Here is an 18,191-nt window from a genome sequence, read left to right as displayed (position 1 = left end):
TGGCCGGGGTGAGCCGGCCGGTGAAGGTGTTCTGCTGGCTCACGTGGTAGCAGCCGAAGAGCGTGAGCGGCGCCCCGTCGTCGGCCGCCGGCAGCGTGGTCCGCGCGCCGTGCGCGAAGACGGGACGCGGCCGGGGCACGGCCCATCCGCCCTCCGCCAGCGCGGGCATCACGGCCTGCCAGCCGAACGCGCCGAGCACCACGGCGGCCCGCAGCGTCGGCCGCAGCAGCCGCAGCTCGCCGGCCAGCCACGAGCGGCAGGTGTCCCGCTCCTCGGGGGTGGGCCGGTTCGCGGGCGGGGCGCAGTGCACCGGCGAGGTGATCCTGACCCCGCGCAGCTCCAGACCGTCGCCGAGGTGCGTGGCGGTGGGCTGGCTGGCCAGCCCGAGGTCGTACAGCGCCGCGTAGAGGAAGTCGCCGGAGCGGTCGCCGGTGAACATCCGGCCCGTGCGGTTGGCCCCGTGGGCGGCCGGGGCGAGACCCACGATCGCCACCGCGGCGTCCGGTGGCCCGAACCCGGGCACCGGCCGCCCCCAGTAGTCCCAGTCGGCGAAGGACCGGCGCTTGGTGCGGGCGGCCTCCTCGCGCCACTGGACCAGCCGGGGGCAGGCGCGGCAGTGCACCAGCCGTTCGTCCAGCTCGGCCAGGGTTCCGGCGCCGGGGGCCTGACGGGCGGGGTAGGAGCGTGCGGGTTCGAAGGTGCTCATGTGTGGGGCTGGTGCCCCGTGTCCTTGCGCAGAAAACGCCGCAGCCGGGTCAGCGGCCAGGTGTTGATGACGTCGTCCGGGGTGAGCCAGCCGCGTTGGGCCATGCCCACCCCGTACCGCATGTTGTCCAGGTCCCGGGTCGAGTGGGCGTCGCTGTCCAGGGCGAACACCGCCCCGTACGACTTCGCCCGCAGGATGTGCTCGTCCGACAGGTCGAGCCGGTCCGGGTGGGCGTTGATCTCCAGCGCGGTGCCGGTGCGCGCACAGGCGGCGAACACCTCGTCCACATCGGCGTCGATCCCCGGCCGTTTGCCGATCAGCCGGGTCGTCGGATGGCCGATGACGTTGACGTGTGGGTTCTCGCAGGCCCTCACCAGCCGCCGGGTCATGGCCTGCCGGGGCTGACCGAACTGCGTGTGCACCGAGGCCACGCACAGGTCGAAGTCGTCGAGGAACTCAGGCGGCCAGTCCACGTCCCCGTCGGGGTCGATGTTCAGCTCCACACCGTGCAGCAGCCGGGTGTCCCGGCGCCCGCGCCCCCGGTCGAGCGCGCGCACCCGCTTCCGCTGGGCCAGCATCTTCTCCTCGGTCATCTGCTGCATGTACAGCTTGGGGGCGTGATCGGTGACGGCGTAGTACGCGTATCCGCGCCGCTCCGCCTTGGCGATCATGGCCTCCAGCGGTTCCAGCCCGTCGGTGAGGTCGGTGTGGGTGTGCAGATCGCCCCGGAGGTCGGACTCCGTGACCAGCCGGGGGAGTTGGCCTTCGAGAGCGGCCTTGACCTCGCCCCGGTCCTCGCGCAGCGTCGGCGGGATCCAGTCCATGCCCAGCCGGGCGTAGACGTCCTCCTCGCTCCGCGAGGCGATCGTCTTCCCGCTCTTGGTCTCGAAGAGGCCGTACTCGGAGAGTTTGAGGCCATGGCGCACCGCGATCGCGCGGACGCGGATGTTGTGCGCCTTCGAGCCGGTGAAGTAGAGCAGTCCCGCGCCCCAGGAGTCCAGCGGCAGGACCCGCAGGTCCACCTGGAGCCCCTTGGTGGTGCGGATCGAGGTCTTCTTCTGGCCGTGCGCGATCACCTCCGAGGTGAACGGAAGCCGGGTGAACGCCTCCATGAACGGGCCGGATTCCTCCGCCGCGACCAGGATGTCCACATCGCCCACGGTCTCCTTCATCCGGCGCAGCGACCCGGCGTACGCACACCGCCGGCAGCCGGGCACCCGGGACAGCGCGGCCACGATGTCGTCGGCCACCTCCATGGCCTCGTCGAGCGGGATGCGGTGCCCGGCGGCGCGCATCAGCTCGATGCCGTGGAGGATGTTCTCCTCGGACTTCGGCCCGAACCCCTTGAGATCGCGCAGCTGGTGGTCCTCGATCGCGTCCGCCAGCTGGTCGATCGAGGAGATCTGCAGCTCCTCGTAGAGGATCATGGCCTTCTTGGGGCCGAGCGCCGGGATGGCGGTCAGCTCCCGCACCCCCGCCGGGATCGCGGCGCGTGCCTCCTCGACGGCGGGCATGGTCCCGGTGCGCAGGTACTCGACCACCTTGTCGGCGATCGACCGGCCGACATTGGGGATCTCCCGCAGCGCCTTGGCGTCGAACTGCGAGATGTCGGCCGCATGGCCGCCGATCGCCCGGGCGGCCTTCTCATAAGCACGCGCCCGGTACGCGTCCCCGCCCGTGATCAGGAGGAGATCGGCGTACTCGCGCAGGAGGGCTTCGACCTCCTCGTTGGAGCGAGCCATGCCAGCGATTCTAGTCGTCTCTGGCGCTCCCGGTGAGGTGGAGGGATCCTGGTGGCAGGAGCGGATCGGCGATCCCGGCAGGCCGGGTCGACCGGTTCCGCCGTCTGGTTCCCCGGGTTTGGGGGAGGTCATGGACGTTGGATTCCTGAAGCCGTTGTTCGAACGCCCCGGTCCGTGGGCGGGTGTGTACATGGACACCTCCCGCACCATGGAGGACGCGCCCAGGCGGCGCAGGCTGCGGGAGCGGTTCGTGGCGGATCAGCTGACCGGCCAGGGCGCCGACCGCGCCACCTGCGACGCGGTGGTCGAGCGGCTGGCCGGTGAGCAGGAGGCCAGGGCCTCCGCGGGGAGGGCGCTGTTCGCGGCGCACGGTGAGGTGGTGCTCGACCTGCCGCTGGCCACCTCCCCGCTCGATGTGGTGACGTCCTGGTCCACGTTGCCCAGGGTGGCGCCGCTGGCCTCGCTGCGCGGCGAGTGGCCGGCCTGTCTGGTGGCGTTCGTCGACCAGGCGGGCGCCGATCTGGAGCTGCGGGACGCCACCGGTACCCGCCCGGCGGGCCGGGCACCGGGCGGCCGACCGCACGGCCGGGGCCACCGGTCGGTGCCCGCCGACCGCCACGAGTGGCACTACCGCAACCGGATCGGGAACACCTGGGAGCAGACCGCCGAGCGGGTGGCCGACGAGCTGGTGCGACGGTGGGCCGACAGCGACGCCGAGCTGCTGATCCTGGCTGGTGACCCGCGCGGGCGCCGGGCGGTACGGGACCGGCTGCCCGAGCCGCTGCGGGACCAGGCGGCCGAGATCCGCCACGGCAGCAGGGCCGGCAGTTGCTCCGAGCTGCTGGACGCGGAGATCTGCCATGCCCGGGCGGAACAGGCCCGCGCCCATCTGGAGTCGGTTCTCGATCTCTTCCGCGCCGGCCGGGGCCGCCCCGGCGGGCCCGGCGCGGGCGGACACGACGACACCGCGCCGCCGAGCAGCGGCGCGGCGGAGGGGGTACCGGCGGTCGTGGAGGTCATGCGCAGCCATCAGGCGGCCACGCTGCTGCTGGGGCACACGGGAGGCGATATGCGCCACGAGGTGTGGATCGGCCCCGGCGCCGACCAGGTCGCCGTGCAGCGGTCCCAGGCGCGGGCCATGGGCGTCAGGACGCCCGAACCGGCGCGGGCGGACGACGCGCTGATGCGGTCCGCGGCGGTGGCCGACACCGAGGTGCTGCTGGTGCCCGAGGGGATGCCGGGACCGGCCGGGGGCCTGGGCGCGGTGCTGCGCTGGCACGCGTGACGCGCTGCCGCCGGGTGCGGGTGCCCCTCGGTGCCCGGTTGCGCCTGACGAGGTGCGGGCCCGCCCGGCGCGCCGACACCTGAGCCCGCCGCGGAGCCCGCTGCGCTGACCAGGAGCCCGCTGCGGCGTCCCCTGAGTCCGCTGCGCCGACCCCTGACGCCGTGGCGCGGCCGACCTCCGGCGTCCGGTGCGCCGGGCGGCTCCCGCGGGATCGGGGGCGAGGCCGTCGTACATCTCCTCTGGGCCGGTGTGCGTGCTGTCCGGTGTCTGCCGCGCCGGGCGGCTCGGGCTGGATCGATGTGGCCGCCGCCTTTCGCCCGAGTGAACATGGCTGCCCGTACCGCCCGTTCGCCGCCCGGGCGACGCGGCGAGCCCGTGGGCCAGGGAGTCGGGGCCGCTCACCGCCCCCTGTCGCACGGCGGGCCTGGGCGGTGCGGGCCCTCGGCCCGGATCCGGGGCTGGATCAGCTGCCACCCGTACCATTCCCGCGGCTCCGAGCACTGCTGAACGGCCGTGTCCTGAAAACGTGTCGAAAGGAATTTTTTCGGCGAGTCCGACACCTGAGACAAGTTCACACTTTTGTATGCTTTCTCCAGCGCGTCGTTCCCCCCTGTCGGACAGTCACTGTCCGTACGCTCACGAAAGGGGCTCCATATGCACACGATGGAGGTTCGCCCACCGGTACCCAGCCGTTCCAGCAGTAGATGGCGTCGATACGGGCGGCTCGCCGCCGCCAACTTCGTCCGTGGCGCGTCCTACGCGTGCGGCACCGCGGCCATCGGCCTGATGGCGTGGTGGGTGCAGACCCGCTGACCCGCCCCCGCCCTGCGGCCCCGTCCCAGCCGGAGCCCCTGACCGTGTCCCGGCCGGAGCCCCTGACCGTCCGTGAGTCCGTCGCGACGGCCGTGAGCGGCCGCCGCGACGGCCGGGCTACGCCTGGGGATGCGGCTGTGAGCGGAAGGGGAAGTGCACACCCCGGTGTTCCCTGCGCGCGGCGCCGTGGCCGCCGAAGTGGGCGCGCAGCTGGATGCCGTGGATGACCTCGATGATGCCCAGCGCCAGCAGCCAGATACCGGTCACCACGGTGAGCGCGAGGAGCGAGCCGAAGGGCGCCACGATCAGGATGATCCCGGCCAGGATGGTGAGCACACCGAGGAACAGCTGCCAGCCCCGGGCGGGCATGCCCTCACCGGAGACGGCGCCGGCGGTCTGCATCACGCCCCGGATCAGCCAGGCGAAGCCGATCCACAGCGCGAGCAGCAGGATCGACTGGGCCGGGCCCCGGAAGCAGAGCAGTCCGAGCAGCACGCTCAGCGCCCCGGTGATGAAGCTCAGCACCCGCAGATGTCCCGGTATATGCCCACCGAAGGCCCCGGCCAGCTGGAAGATCCCGGTGATCAGCAGGTACGCGCCGAACAGGACGCCGACCACCGCCAGGGTAGGCCCCGGCCACACCAGCACCATGACACCCAGCGCGATCGCCACCAGACCCGCGGTCACCAGGACCTGCCAGGCGGCGTTGGACAGCATGTTCTGTGCCGTGGTGTACGGGCCGGCCTCGCCGGAGGGCCGCTCTCCGGTGTGCCCGAAGGGTTCCTCCCCGGGCGCTCCGGCGCCATGAGGACGGTCGGAGGGGTAAGTCATGGTCGTCCACCTCCTCGGGGGAACAGGAGGGCCGAAGCCCACAACAACCATCGTCCCTCCGCACCCGTCCCGGCGCCTGGTGACGCCGTCCCGGCGCCTGAAGACGCCGTCCGGTACACCGCCCCGGCGCCCGATGACGGCCCCGGCGCCGGCCGGTGCGCCAAGGCCGGCCGGCGCGTCCCGGCGGCTCCGGGGGCCCCTCGCGGGCGGCCCACGCGCGTGGCAAGGTGGTGGATGAGGCCGTGTGCTGGTGTGCGTCGCAGGGAGGCCCGCATGGACGACAGGGAGTTCTTCCAGACGGTGGCGGACCGCACCCAGCTCTCCCGGCAGGAGGCGGCCGATGTCACCCGCGCCACGCTCGAGACCCTGGCGGCCCGCCTGAGCGCGGGCGAGGCCCGCGATCTCGCCCTGGAGCTGCCCGAACACCTCCGGGAATCCCTCCGCAGGGGGCCGGAGGAGATGGAGATCTTCGATCCCGGTGAGTCGATCCGCAGAGTGCGCGAGCGCACCGGGCTGTCCGAGCCGGAGGCCGGCCGAGGCGTCCGGGCGGTCCTCGCCACGCTGCGCGAGGCCGTCTCCCCGGAGGAGTACGACCACGCCATGTCCCAGCTGGGCGGCGAGTTCGCGAGGATGGCGGAGAGCACGCGCTGACGCCTCCGCGGCGGCCCCGGCTCATACGGCCCGCCAGCCGCTCCACCGGCCGACGGCGACCTCCACGACCGGCCCGCGCGGCGGCCGGTCCCCGTACTGGGCCGGATAGGTCTCCACGAGCAGCCGGACGTGGCCCGAGGACACCGCCGACTCGTCCGCCGGGGGCAGGACGCGGGCCGTGCCGTCGGCCCGCGCCCACCACAGCCGGTCCCAGTCCTCGTCGTAGCCGTCCACCAGGAGGCACACCTCGGGGTGTGCGCGGATGTTGGCCAGGCGCTTCAGCGCCGTCGTCCGCTTCGGCTTGTGGTCGACGGCCATCACCACCGTGTCGCCGGTCAGCGCGAAGACCACCGGCACCAGGTGCGGGCGGTCCCCGGCGCCGACGGTCGCCAGCCGGGCCACCCTGGCCCGTGCGAAACGCTCGCGCGCCTGCGCGCTCGTCAGCTTCGGCATCGAGGTTCCCGGCGGTTCACCGGAACCGGTCGGCGAGCTGTGCCATCGCGTCCAGCCGGGCGTTCGTCTCCGCCTCCGGCAGCGTCGGCAGATAGAACAGCACCCGCTCCACACCGATGCGCCGGTACCCCTCGACCACGTCGGGGTCCTCGGGCACCACGTACACCGTCACCGGCACCTCGCGCCCGGCCACCTCGCGCAGCCGCTCGATCTGCGGGTGCAGCTTCTCCGGGGACTCGCTGTTGGCCAGCCAGGCGTCGCCGAGGTCGGCGATCCGCCGGAACGCGCCCTCACCGCCGCCCACATAGATCGGCGGATGCGGCTGCTGGACCGGCTTGGGCCACTGGTAGACGGGGTCGAAGTTCACGAACTCCCCGTGGAACTCGGCCTTTTCCTTCGTCCACAGCTCACGGATGGCACGCAGCCGCTCGTTCACCAGCCGGCCCCGGGTGGACGGATCCGTCCCGTGGTTCTCCATCTCCTCGCGGTTCCAGCCGACCCCGACCCCGAAGACGGCCCTCCCCTCGGAGATCAGGTCCAGGGAGGCCACTTCGTTGGCGGTGGTGATCGGGTCCCGTTGCGCCACCAGGGCGATGCCCGTCCCCACCCGGAGCGACTGGGTCACCGCGGCGACCGCGCTCAGCGCGACGAACGGGTCGAGGGTGCGGTAATACATCTCCGGCAGCTCGCCGCCCCCCGGGTAGGGGGTGCGGCGCTCCACGGGGATATGGCTGTGCTCAGCGATGAAGAGCGACTCGAACCCGCGCTCCTCGAGGGCCCGCCCCAGCGGGGCGGGCCGGATGCCCTGGTCGGTGACGAACGTCGATACGCCGATTTTCACTGCGGCTCCCTGGAAGATGCGCCGATGTCTGCGGGAACCACATGAGTACCCGGCCGCGCGGGAACCGCAACGGTGCGCACGAGTGACGCGGCGCGGCCGGGCGCCCCTTCGACGGCAGGCCCTACGGCCGGTGCCCGCCGGGCCCGAGGAGGACACCGCGCTCCGCGTAGAACCGCCCGAGGTCGGCCCAGGGGACCTCCGCGAACCGCTGCGAGCCGTCCGGGAAGCCCGACGGATTGTGCACCAGGAGGTGGTCCCGGGTGGCGCCCACGGCCAGCACCAGATGGCCGCCCCGGTGCGGCGGTCGCGGGTCCAGGGTGCGCAGGGAGGGATGGACGGAGAGCATCGCCAGCCGCCCGGCCGCGAGGTGCCCCGGCAGCTCCTCGGCCGGCAGCCGCGGCCGGGACTCGGCGAACAGCTCCCAGCGCCGCCGCGCATAGGCGGCGAACGGGGCGTAGATCAGCCCGTCCACCCGGTCCGGATGGCGTACGTAGGCCCCGGCCTCGACACACTCCTCGGCGAGCGTCACCGCGGGGGGCGCGGTGCCGCGCCAGTGGTCCAGGGCCATGCGCAGACACGCCATCCCGCACAGCCGCCACGACCAGAACGCGTACTCGTCCGGGCTCGCGGCCCCGGACTTCTGCCACAGCGGATCGTCGGCCGCCGACAGGGTGCCCGCGATGATGTCCGGCACCAGCGCGGGCGACTCCCACTGGGCGTAGTAGGGAACGGGATGGGTGATCGGTACCAGGTCTACGGCCATGCGCACAGTCTTCCGCAAGTCCCGCCCGCCGCGCCCCGGTCCCGGCTCAGCCGCCCGTGGCGAAGCCCGGGAAGAGGGTCATGCCGCCGTCCACGTAGAGGGCGCTGCCCACCAGGTAGTCGCACAGGTCGGAGGCGAGGACGACGGCGGCGTTGGCGACGTCCAGCGGAGCGCCGATCCGGCCGTAGGGGATGAGCTGCAAGAGCGCGGACCGCGCCTCGGGGGTCTCCCAGGCATCGCGGTTGATCGGGGTCTTGATGGCGCCGGGCGCGATGGAGTTCACCCTGATCCGCTGGGGCGCGAACTCCTGCGCCAGGGTCTCCATCAGCATCGCCACACCGCCCTTGGCCGCCGCGTAGTTCACATGGCCGCTCCACGGGATGGTCTGGTGCACCGAGCTCATGCAGATGATCTTCCCGGCCGAGCGCGACACCTCCGGCACCACCCCGCGCCGCAGGAACTCCTTGATCGCCTCCCTGGCACACAGGAACTGGCCGGTGAGGTTGACGGAGATCACCTTCTCCCACTGCGCCAGCGTCATCTCCGTCGTCGGCGCGTCACGCTGCAGCCCCGCGTTGGCGACCAGGATGTCGATCGTGCCCAGGCGGTCGACCATCGTGGACACCATGTCGATGACCTGGTCCTCCTGGGAGACGTCCGCCTGCTGCGCGTAGGAGCGCACACCGTGGCTTCGGACCTCGGCGACGACGGCCTCGGCGGCCGGCCGGTCGCTGACGTAGTTGACCACCACATCCGCGCCGGAGCGCCCCAGGGCGATCGCGGTCGCTCTTCCGATCCCCGAGTTGGCCCCGGTCACCAGCGCCTTCTGCCCCTTGAGGAGTTCCGGGGCGTACACCGGAGGAGGACGATCGGGGTTGGTGTTCACTGGCTCCCTCTCCTTCGCTCGGGTTTCCGTCACCCGCGGCACCGACCCTGGCAGTCCACGGGATGAGCCGTCCCTTTCCACGGCTTCCACGGCGCCGCATCACCCGCTGAGGTGACGCACATCGTTCCAGCGGCGCAACGCGGCTCCGGCTCAGCCGGCCTCGGCCAGCGCCTGGGCGCGCAGCGTCGAGCAGGTGCGGTTGATGAGCCGTGAGACGTGCATCTGGGAGATGCCCAGCTGCTCCGCGATCCGGCCCTGCGTCATGTCGCAGAAGAAACGCAGATAGAGGATCTGCCGCTCGCGGTCGGGGAGCCGGGTGAGACCGGGCCGTACGGCCTCGCGGTCCACCACCCGGTCGTACGCGGGCTCCTGGCCGCCCAGCGTGTCGGCCAGGGAGTAGCCGTCGTCCGCGCCGGGCAGCTGGGCGTCCAGGGACAGCGGGGTGAAGCTGCCCATGGCCTCCACGCCCGCGCGCACCTCCTTCTCGGTCAGACCGGTGCGCTCGGCGATCTCCTGGATCCGCGGCGGCCGGTCGTCCGGCGAATGGGACAGCTCCCGGTGGGCGGCCCGCACCCGGTTGCGCAGCTCCTGGACCCGGCGGGGCACATGCAGCACCCACAGATGGTCCCGGAAGTGGCGCTTGATCTCGCCGACGATCGTGGGCACCGCGAATCCGGCGAAGGCGGTGCCGTGTTCCGGGTCGTACCGCTTGACGGCCTTGACCAGGCCGAGCGCGGCCACCTGCTGCAGGTCCTCCAGGGACTCGCCGCGGTTGCGGTACTGCCGGGCCAGCCGTTCGGCCATCGGCATCCACGCCTCCACGACCCGCCGGCGCAGCTCCTCCTTCTCCGGCCCCTCGGGGAGCTGGGCCATTTCCGCGAACTCGGCGCTGGTGTCGGGCGCGTCGTCGTGCGAGTGCTTCGTGGGGCCGGTCCGGGGCCGGGCCATGTGCTGCGTCGCGGTCGTCACGGAACACACCTCCTGCGATGGGCTGACGGGTCGCCTGGGACCGGGGGTTGCCTCGCGGAAGGCTCACGGAGACGTGCGGACCGGCGCGCCGCCGCGGTCTGGAGCGGTACAGACTGCTCCCGCGGTGCGTGCCTGCGGTCCGAAGCACGAGTATCCGCCTGCCCGGGGCCCCTGGGGGTAAACCAAGGTTTCTCCCCAGGGGCTGACGACGCCTCGCGCCGGTGCGAACGCCCTGGTCACCGCGGCGCCACAGGGGACGGTCTCAGCCCAGCAGCGCCGCGACCGTCATCAGCACCGGTGCCGCGAGCAGCGTGGACAGCAGGATCGACTCACGGGCCAGGACGGTGGCGGTCTCATACCGTGAGGCATAGGTGAACAGGTTCTGGGCCGCCGGCAGCGCGGAGGTGACGACGGCGGCGAAGAGCGCCGGGCCGTCCAGCTCGAACACCCCCGCCGCGATGGCCCAGGCGACCACCGGCTGGGCGAAGGACTTCAGCGCCACCGACAGCAGCACCGGCCCCCGCTCCGCGCCCCGCCCGGGGAGCACCAGCGGGACGTTCAGGTGATGGTCAGAACGCGTTCGCGCTTCGCCAGGGAGCTGTTGCCCGCGAAGACCTGGATCTCGCCCTTCTCCAGGAGGAACCGGCCCTGCCGGTCCTGGGTCCAGAAGCCCAGCTCCTCCGCGCCCAGCCGGAACCGGACGGTGGTGGCCTCCCCGGCGCGGAGGGTGACCCGGCGGAACCCGCTGAGCCTGCGGACCGGTTGCACGATGCTCGCCACCGGATCGCGGATGTAGAGCTGCACCACCTCATCGCCCTTGCGGCGCCCGGTGTTGCGCACCGGGACCGCCACCTCCACGGTGTCGCCCTTGCGCAGCGCCTCGGCCCGGACGCGGCTGACGCCGAGCCGGGGTTCGCCGATGTCGAAGGTGGTGTAGCTGAGGCCGTGGCCGAAGGGGAACTGGGGGCCGTCGGCCAGATCGAGGTACCCGGAGGTGTAGTGGTTGTGCGGGTCGTAGGGACGCCCGGTGTTCTCGTGGTTGTAGTAGACGGGGATCTGCCCGACGGCGCGCGGGAAGGTCACCGGGAGCTTGCCACCGGGATTCACGGCGCCGAACAGCACATCCGCGATGGCGTGGCCGCCCTCGAGCCCCGGATGCCACGCCTGGAGCACGGCGGGCGTGCGGTCCAGCCAGCCCTCCATCGTCAGCGGGCGCCCGCTCAGCAGCACCACCACGAACGGCGCGCCGGTGTCCGCGATGGCGGTGATCAGCCGTTCCTGCTCGCCGGGCAGTGTGATGTCGCCGCGCACCGACGCCTCCCCGCTGAGCGCCGCCGCCTCACCGGCCACCACCACCGTCACATCGGTCGCCCTGGCCGCCGAGGCCGCGCGGGCGATGCCCCTGGTGTTCCGGCCGGACGCGTCCACGCCCCGGACATGGCTGATACGCGCCTTCGGGGCCGCGTCCTTGACCGCCTCCAGGACCGTCACCGGGCGGAACGCGTCCGCCCAGGTCCCGGCCCAGGAGCCGCGCAGGTCGGTGGAGTCGGCGAACGGACCGACCACGGCGATGGAGCCGGATCTGCCCAGCGGCAGCGTGGACTTCTCGTTCTTCAGCAGCACCATGGTGCGCCCGGCCGCCTCGCGCGCCGCCGCCCGGGACGCCTTCGTCGGCCCGGCGATCACCGCGTCCTCGTCCGCGTAGGGGTGGTCGAAGAGCCCGAGCCGGAACTTCAGGCGCAGGATGCGGGCCACCGCGTCGTCCAGCCGGTCGGTGGTGATCCGCCCGCTGCGCAGCAGCCGCTTGCCGTACTCGTTGAGGGTGGTGCTGGCCATCTCCATGTCGATCCCGGCGACGAAGGCCAGCCGGGCCGCGTCGGAGCGGTCGGCGGCGTAGCCGTGGACGGTCATTTCCTGAACGCCGTTGTAGTCGCTGACGACGAAGCCGCCGAAGGCCCACTCCTCCTTGAGGATCTCGGTCAGGGCATGCCGGTAGCCGTGGGCGGGGACCCCGCTGACGGTGTTGAAGCTCGCCATCACGGTGGCCACCCCGGCGTCCACGGCCGCCCGGAACGGTGGCAGGTAGAGGTTGCGCAGCCGGGCCTCGGAGACGTCCACCGTGTTGTAGTCCCGGCCGCCCTCGACGCCCCCGTAGGCGACCAGGTGCTTGGCGCAGGCCGCGAGGCGGTCCCGGGAGCGGAGGTCCTCGCCCTGGTAGCCGCGGGTCTTGGCGACGGCGAGCGCCGCCGTCAGATACGGGTCCTCGCCGCCGCCCTCGGCGATCCGCCCCCAGCGCGGTTCGTGGGTGACGTCCATCATCGGGGAGAACGCCCAGTGCACACCGTTGGAGCGGGCCTCCCTCGCCGACACCTCCGCGTCCCGCTCGGCCACCGCGGGATCGAAGGCCGCCGCCTGGCCGAGCGGGATGGGGAAGGTGGTCCACATGCCATGGATGACATCCAGCCCGAAGATCAGCGGAATGCCCAGCCGGGACTCCCGGACGGCCATCCGCTGCAGGGTGTTGGTGGTCCGCGCCCCGTAGACATTGAGCACGGAGCCGAGCCTGCCCCGGCGGGCCGCCTGCTCCGCCGCGGCGGTCTGCCCGCCGCCCGGTCCGGTGGCGCCGGTCCAGGCCAGCTGCTGCAACTGCCCCAGCTTCTCGTCGACCGTCATCCGCCCCAGCAGGGCCCGGACCTCCGCCTCATGGGGGCCGGGCTCCGTTCCCGCCCGCCGGGCCGCGTCGGAGGCGGCGGGGGACTGGGCCCGGGCGGTCGCGGCCTTGCCCGCGACCGCCGTCCCGCCGGCCGCGGCGAGCACCGTACGTCTGCGCACATCGTTCATGGTCGTGATCCCTCGAAGAGTCCCGAGCGCCGTGCGGAGCCGCCGCCGGCCGCGGAACCACGCCGGTCACGGCCGGGTGCGGGAGGGGAACCGCCTGCGCCGTTGGGTCTTCTGCCAACGTACGCCACGATCGCGGGCCTGTCCCCGGTACTTCTGGGTGCCCCGCTTCGTCCGGGGGCTCTCCGCTCCGGGGGCTCTCCGCTCCGGGTGTTCTGCGCTCCGGGTGTCTGCGTTCCGGGTGTTCTGTGTTCCGGGCGGACGCCGGAGAGTGACAATGAGATTTAACCGTCAACGGTTGACCCGTGTCGGTCCGATCCGCCAGAGTGCCGGTCCCACCCGTCGGAAGGAGCCCGCCGGTGCCCATCACCTCACTGCGGCAGCAGTCCCTCCCCGGCCTCACCGACGCCCGGGGAGCCGCTTCCGCACCCCTCCGCCGAGGCCCGCGCCGACCTGCTGACGAGCGGGCGCGACGGCGATCCGGAGACGGCCGTGCCACCCCGCGCGAACCCCTGACCGGCGCCGGGAACCGGCTCCGCCCCGCGCCGCGCCCCACCCGTGCGGCGGCCGGCGATGAGTGAGCCGCTCTTCGTCGGGGTGGACATCGGCACCGGGTCGTCCAAGGGGGTGGCGGTCCGCGCCGACGGCCGGGTGCTCGCCCGCGCCATACGCCCGCACCGCACCGCCACCCCCCGGCCCGGATGGTTCGAGCACGACGCCGAGGCCGTGTGGTGGGCCGACTTCACCTCAATCGTCCGGGACCTGCTGACCGCCGACGGCGTGGACGCGCGGGCGGTGGCCGGGGTCGGCGTGTCCGGCATCGGCCCGTGTCTGCTGCCCGCCGACACGGCCGGCCGTCCGCTGCGCCCCGCGATCCTCTACGGCGTCGACACCCGCGCCACCGCCGAGATCGCCGAACTCACCGCCGAACTCGGCGCGGAGGAGATCCTGGCCCGCGGCGGCTCCCCGCTCACCAGCCAGGCGGTCGGCCCCAAGCTGCGCTGGCTCGCCCGCCACGAACCGGAGGTGTGGCGGCGCACCCGCCGTTTCTTCATGGCCTCCAGCTGGCTGGTGCACCGACTGACCGGGGAGTACCGGCTGGACCACCACTCGGCCAGCCAGTGCGATCCGCTCTACGACCTCGACGCCCGGCGCTGGAACGGCGCCTGGGCCCAGCGGGTCGCCCCCGGCCTGGACCTCCCGGCGCTCGCCTGGCCCAGTGAGGTGGTCGGCACCGTGCACCCGGCCGCCGCCGAGGCCACCGGGCTGCCCGAGGGGACGCCGGTGACCGCGGGCACCATCGACGCGTGGGCGGAGGCCGCCAGCGTGGACGCGCTGGCCCCCGGCGACGCGATGGTGATGTACGGCTCGACCATGTTCCTCACCGTCATGGGCGAGCGGCCGATGCGCCACCCCGCGCTGTGGGGCACCACCGGTGTGCGGCCCGGGAGTTACTGCCTCGCGGCCGGGATGGCCACCTCCGGCAGCCTCACCGACTGGCTGCGCGACCTCACCGGCTCGGACTTCGCCACCCTGCTGGCCGAGGCCGAACAGGTGCCGCCCGGGGCGCGCGGGCTGCTGATGCTGCCGTACTTCGCCGGGGAGCGCACCCCGCTGTTCGATCCCCGGGCGCGGGGCACCGTCATCGGGCTGACCCTGCGCCACGGGCGGGCGGAGCTGTACCGGGCGGCGCTGGAGGCCACCGCCTTCGGGGTCCGCCACAACCTGGAGGCGTTCGCCGACGCCGGTGCCCGGATCGACCGGCTGGTCGCGGTCGGCGGCGGGGCCCGCGGCCTGTGGACGGCCGTCGTCTCCGCGGCGATCGGCCTGCCGCAGCGGATCCCCGCCGAGACCGTCGGCGCCTGCTTCGGTGACGCCGTCCTGGTGGCCCGCGCCCTCGGCGCCGAAGCCGAGGGCTGGAACCCGGTCGTCGCGACCGTCGCACCGGACGAGGAGTGGCGCGCGGTCTACGACGCCCGGTACCCCCTGTACCGGGAGCTGCACGAGGCGACCCGGCACATCGGCCACGCCCTGGCCGACTCGGCGTCGTGACGGCGGACGGGCGCCGCGGTGCTCGTGAGGCGTGGTGCCGGTCGGGCGCGGTCCGTGTCAGGCGTACTGCTGGTCGGGCGCGAACCGTGTCAGGCCCGGTGCTGGTCGGGCGCGAACCGTGTCAGGCCCCGTCCGCGTCAGGTCCGGTGCTCGTCAGGTCCGGTGCTCGTCAGGTCCGGTGCTCGTCCATGCCCGCCATCAGGGCCTGGTGACTCATGCGCACATGCTCCCGCATCACCCGTTCCGCACCGTCGCCGTCCTTGGCCTGGATCAGGCTGAGGACACGGTGGTGCTCGCCGTCGGACTCGTGCAGCCGGCCGGGCCGGGACAGTGAGGTGCGCACCAGCCGGGCGTAGGCCAGCTGGTTCATCAGGGTGCGGTAGTGCGCCTCCAGCTTGGTGTTGTCCGCGCCCACCACGATCAGGTCGTGGAACTCGTGGACCAGCGCCGCGTACTGCTCGGTGTCGCCGTCCCGGACGGCCGCGTCGGCCGCCTTCATCGTGGCCTCCAGCCGCTCCACCTCGGGGACGTTCCCGCGGAAGGCCAGCAGCCGGGCGGCGGCGCCCTCCAGCAGCTCCTTCATCTGGAACAGCTCGGTCAGCTCGCGCCGGGACGGTACGGCGACGAACGTGCCGACCCGCGGCCTGACCTCCACCAGCCCCTCGATCTGGAGCTGTTTGAGGGCCTCGCGGATGGGCGTCCGGCTGACGCCGAAGGTCTCGGACAGCGCCATCTCGGAGAGGCTGGAGCGGGGCGGCAGCTCACCACTGATGATCATCTGCCGCAGCTCTTCGGCGACCCTCGCCTGCATGCTGGTCTGCTGAAGCCGCTTTCCGGTGGGTCGTTGCATGGCACGTGACCCTAGATGTGGCCGTCGCTTTCCGTCAACCACGGACGCACTCGGGCGTTGTGCCATACAAGAACCCTCCGGTCGGCCGGGGCCCGGCTCAGGACCTCAGAATGAACGGATCCCCGGCGGGCTCCTCGCTGGTGTTGATCCAGACGCTCTTCAGCCGGGTGTACTCCCGGATCACCTCGGTGCCGTGCTCGGTCCCCATCCCGCTGGTCTTGAACCCGGCCCGGGGCGACATCGGCGACATCGAGCGATAGGTGTTGACCCACACCGTCCCGGCCTCCAGCCGGGCGGCCATCCGGTGCACCCGGTTCACGTCCCGGGTCCACACCCCCGCCGCCAGGCCGTACGCGGAGTCGTTGGCGATCGCCAGGGCCTCCTCCTCGGAGCCGAAGGGCATCACGGTCGCGACCGGCCCGAAGATCTCCTCCTGGCAGATCCGCATCCCGTTGTCGGTGCCGGTGAAGACGGTGGGGGAGTAGAAGTACCCGGCGAGGCCCGTCTCCGGCCGCCTGCCGCCGCAGACCACCTTCCCGCCCTCGGCCTGCCCCAGCTCGACGTACGACTCGACCTTCGCCAGCTGCTCGGCGATGGCGAGCGGGCCCAGTTCGGTGGTCTCCGCCAGCGGATCGCCGATCCGGATCGTGGCCGCCCGCGCCGTCACCCGCTCCAGGACCTCGTCGTACACCTCCCGGTGCACCAGCACCCGGCTGCCCGCCACACAGGTCTGGCCGGCGGCCGCGAAGATCCCCGCGATCACCCCCATGGCGGCCGAGCCCAGGTCGGCGTCCGGGAAGATGATGTTGGGCGACTTTCCGCCGAGTTCCAGGGTGCAGCCGATCAGCCGGTCGGCGCAGACGCGGGCGATCCGGCGGCCGGTCCCGCTGGAGCCGGTGAAGGTCACCTTGGCCACGTCCGCGTGCTCCGCGAGCGGCGCGCCCGCGTCCGGGCCGTACCCGGTGACCACGTTGACCACCCCCGGCGGGAAACCCGCCTCCTCGAAGAGCGGCGCGAGCGCCAGCAGCGAGGCCGAGGTGTGCTCCGAGGGCTTGACCACCACCGTGTTCCCTGCGGCCAGGGCCGGGGCCAGCTTGGTGGCGGTGAGCAGCAGCGGGGAGTTCCACGGGGTGATGGCGCCGACCACGCCCACCGGTTCGCGCAGGGTGTAGTTGAGCAGTTCGCGGCTCGCCCCGGGGATCACGTCGCCCTGGATTTTGTCGGCGAGCCCCGCGTAGTAGTAGAAGTACTCGGGCAGCCCGGCGAGCTGGGCCCGCATCTCCCGCAGCAGCTTGCCGTTGTCGAGGGTCTCGGTACGGGCCAGCCGCTCCGCGTGCTCACCGATCAGATCGCCCAGGTTCCGCAGCAGCCGCCCGCGCCGGGTCTGGCTCAGATCGCGCCAGCGCGGGTCCTCGAAGGCGGTACGGGCGGCGGTCACCGCACGGTCCACGTCGGCGGCGGTGCCGCTCGCCGCCTCGTACCAGGGCTCGGCGGTGGCCGGGTTGACGCTGGCGAAATAGCCGCCGTCGGCGGGGGCGGTCCACTCGCCCGCGATGTAGTGGTCATGGCGCGGCAGGGGGTTCATGAGCGGGGGGACTCCTGTCCGGTGGGGGTTCCGGGGTGGCTTCCGGGGTGGGTGCCGGTGTGGCTTCCGTGGGTTCCGGTGGGGGTTCCGGAGTGGCTTCCGTGGGTTCCGGTGTGGGTGAGGATCACCTCGGCGAGTTCCTGCGGGCATTCCAGCGGCAGCAGGTGGCGGGCTCCGGGCACGATCACCGCCCGGCCGCCGGGGATCCGCTCGGCCAGCCGGTGCGACATGGCCGGGGTCGAACCGGGGTCCCCCTCGCCGGTCACCGCCACGGTGGGGGCGCAGATCCGGGGCAGGCTCTGCCACAGCTCGGTGTCGGCCGTTCCGAAGACCCGGTAACAGGCGAGGTAGGAGGCCCGGTCGGTGGCCAGCAGGGTGTCGAGCACGTTCCGCACCAGACCGGGCTCCTCCGCCCGCCAGGCGGGCGAGAACCAGCGGTCGACCGCGGCCCGCGCGGACGCCCCGAAGTCCTCGGCGGCCAGTGTCTGACGGCGGGCCACCGCGGCCCGCTCCCGCGCCGACCGGTCCGCGACCGAGCTGACCAGGGTGAGCGAGGCGGTCAGCTCCGGCCGGTCAAGACCCAGCCGCTGGGCGACCAGGGCGCCCAGCGAGAAGCCGACGACATGCGTGGGGCCGCTCAGCAGCGCCCCGACATCCGCCGCCAGCTCGGCCAGGGACACCCCGGGCGCCGCGGCCGGGGAGGCGCCGTGGCCGCGCAGGTCGACCAGCGTCACCCGGTGCCGGGCCGCGAGAGCCGGCAGACAGCGGTCCCACATCCGGCGGTCGAGACCCACGCCGTGCAGCAGCACCAGCGCGGGGCCGTCGCCGTGGACCTCGTGGCTCAGCGCCACCGGCACCGGGGCACCGGCCCGCGCCGCCGGGCGGGGGCCCTCCGGTCGCGCCGCAGCGCGGGGAGGGCCCGCGGA

The 18,191-nt window shown here is 73.1% G+C and carries 16 protein-coding genes and 1 pseudogene; 4 read left to right on the top strand and 13 right to left on the bottom strand.

Features of this window, described 5'->3' with window-relative positions:
• On the bottom strand, positions 1 to 706 hold a 706-nt coding region (locus tag AXW62_RS34610), incomplete at its 3' end, for a uracil-DNA glycosylase (RefSeq protein WP_060947927.1).
• Positions 703 to 2,448, bottom strand: coding sequence for a DNA polymerase/3'-5' exonuclease PolX (gene polX / locus AXW62_RS34605; RefSeq protein WP_060947926.1), 1,746 nt, complete (start codon positions 2,446 to 2,448; stop codon positions 703 to 705). The genes AXW62_RS34610 and polX, both read right to left, overlap by 4 nt.
• A gap of 130 nt (positions 2,449 to 2,578) precedes the next feature.
• On the opposite strand from polX, the gene AXW62_RS34600 reads away from it, so the two are divergent.
• Together AXW62_RS34600 and AXW62_RS44705 are read left to right on the top strand one after the other, a co-directional pair.
• The gene (locus tag AXW62_RS34600) at positions 2,579 to 3,733 is read left to right on the top strand and encodes a baeRF2 domain-containing protein (RefSeq protein ID WP_060947925.1); all 1,155 of its coding nucleotides are present in this window, start codon (positions 2,579 to 2,581) and stop codon (positions 3,731 to 3,733) included.
• Positions 3,734 to 4,387: 654 nt separating this feature from the next.
• The gene (locus AXW62_RS44705) at positions 4,388 to 4,546 is read left to right on the top strand and encodes a hypothetical protein (protein ID WP_164502469.1); all 159 of its coding nucleotides are present in this window, start codon (positions 4,388 to 4,390) and stop codon (positions 4,544 to 4,546) included.
• A 117-nt stretch (positions 4,547 to 4,663) separates the two neighbouring features.
• Here the strand turns inward: AXW62_RS44705 and AXW62_RS34595 are convergent, their stop codons facing one another.
• Positions 4,664 to 5,377 carry an HdeD family acid-resistance protein gene (locus AXW62_RS34595; protein ID WP_060947924.1) on the bottom strand — a complete coding sequence of 238 codons (714 nt, stop codon included), beginning with the start codon at positions 5,375 to 5,377 and terminating at the stop codon, positions 4,664 to 4,666.
• A gap of 273 nt (positions 5,378 to 5,650) precedes the next feature.
• Here AXW62_RS34595 and AXW62_RS34590 point away from each other — a divergent pair, with 273 nt between their 5' ends.
• The gene (locus AXW62_RS34590; RefSeq protein WP_060947923.1) at positions 5,651 to 6,028 is read left to right on the top strand and encodes a DUF2267 domain-containing protein; all 378 of its coding nucleotides are present in this window, start codon (positions 5,651 to 5,653) and stop codon (positions 6,026 to 6,028) included.
• A gap of 21 nt (positions 6,029 to 6,049) precedes the next feature.
• On the opposite strand, the gene AXW62_RS34585 is transcribed toward AXW62_RS34590, so the two are convergent.
• The 7 genes and pseudogenes from AXW62_RS34585 to bglX all read right to left on the bottom strand — a co-directional run bounded on the left by AXW62_RS34585 (position 6,050) and on the right by bglX (position 12,781).
• A complete protein-coding gene (locus tag AXW62_RS34585; RefSeq protein WP_060947922.1) occupies positions 6,050 to 6,481 on the bottom strand; it encodes a TIGR03668 family PPOX class F420-dependent oxidoreductase in 432 nt (143 codons plus the stop codon).
• Between the two features lie 16 nt (positions 6,482 to 6,497).
• Positions 6,498 to 7,322 (bottom strand): LLM class F420-dependent oxidoreductase, encoded by an 825-nt coding sequence (locus tag AXW62_RS34580; RefSeq protein ID WP_060947921.1) that lies wholly within the window; start codon positions 7,320 to 7,322, stop codon positions 6,498 to 6,500.
• 121 nt (positions 7,323 to 7,443) lie between these two features.
• Positions 7,444 to 8,085, bottom strand: a complete 642-nt coding sequence (locus AXW62_RS34575; RefSeq protein WP_060947920.1) for a cysteine peptidase family C39 domain-containing protein — start codon at positions 8,083 to 8,085, stop codon at positions 7,444 to 7,446.
• Positions 8,086 to 8,131: 46 nt separating this feature from the next.
• Positions 8,132 to 8,971, bottom strand: a complete 840-nt coding sequence (locus tag AXW62_RS34570) for an SDR family oxidoreductase (protein ID WP_060947919.1) — start codon at positions 8,969 to 8,971, stop codon at positions 8,132 to 8,134.
• Between the two features lie 150 nt (positions 8,972 to 9,121).
• On the bottom strand, positions 9,122 to 9,940 hold the full coding sequence (locus AXW62_RS34565) for a SigB/SigF/SigG family RNA polymerase sigma factor (RefSeq protein ID WP_060947918.1): 819 nt from the start codon (positions 9,938 to 9,940) through the stop codon (positions 9,122 to 9,124).
• Between the two features lie 262 nt (positions 9,941 to 10,202).
• Positions 10,203 to 10,484: pseudogene (locus AXW62_RS34560) on the bottom strand (AEC family transporter); the annotation flags it as partial.
• A gap of 14 nt (positions 10,485 to 10,498) precedes the next feature.
• On the bottom strand, positions 10,499 to 12,781 hold the full coding sequence (bglX, locus tag AXW62_RS34555) for a beta-glucosidase BglX (protein ID WP_079115932.1): 2,283 nt from the start codon (positions 12,779 to 12,781) through the stop codon (positions 10,499 to 10,501).
• A 570-nt stretch (positions 12,782 to 13,351) separates the two neighbouring features.
• Here bglX and AXW62_RS34550 point away from each other — a divergent pair.
• Positions 13,352 to 14,830 carry an FGGY-family carbohydrate kinase gene (locus AXW62_RS34550; protein ID WP_060947929.1) on the top strand — a complete coding sequence of 493 codons (1,479 nt, stop codon included), beginning with the start codon at positions 13,352 to 13,354 and terminating at the stop codon, positions 14,828 to 14,830.
• Between the two features lie 169 nt (positions 14,831 to 14,999).
• On the opposite strand, the gene AXW62_RS34545 is transcribed toward AXW62_RS34550, so the two are convergent.
• The 3 genes from AXW62_RS34545 to AXW62_RS34535 form a co-directional block, all read right to left on the bottom strand.
• Positions 15,000 to 15,680, bottom strand: coding sequence for a GntR family transcriptional regulator (locus tag AXW62_RS34545; protein WP_030841574.1), 681 nt, complete (start codon positions 15,678 to 15,680; stop codon positions 15,000 to 15,002).
• 97 nt (positions 15,681 to 15,777) lie between these two features.
• Positions 15,778 to 17,265, bottom strand: coding sequence for an aldehyde dehydrogenase (locus tag AXW62_RS34540; RefSeq protein WP_060947916.1), 1,488 nt, complete (start codon positions 17,263 to 17,265; stop codon positions 15,778 to 15,780).
• The coding region (locus AXW62_RS34535; protein WP_306305083.1) for an alpha/beta fold hydrolase at positions 17,262 to 18,191 on the bottom strand (930 nt) is incomplete at its 5' end. The genes AXW62_RS34535 and AXW62_RS34540, both read right to left, overlap by 4 nt.

It is taken from the genome of Streptomyces hygroscopicus subsp. hygroscopicus (assembly GCF_001553455.1).
GTDB classification, from domain to species: Bacteria; Actinomycetota; Actinomycetes; order Streptomycetales; family Streptomycetaceae; genus Streptomyces; species Streptomyces hygroscopicus.
This window is presented reverse-complemented; position numbering and strand designations above follow the sequence as displayed.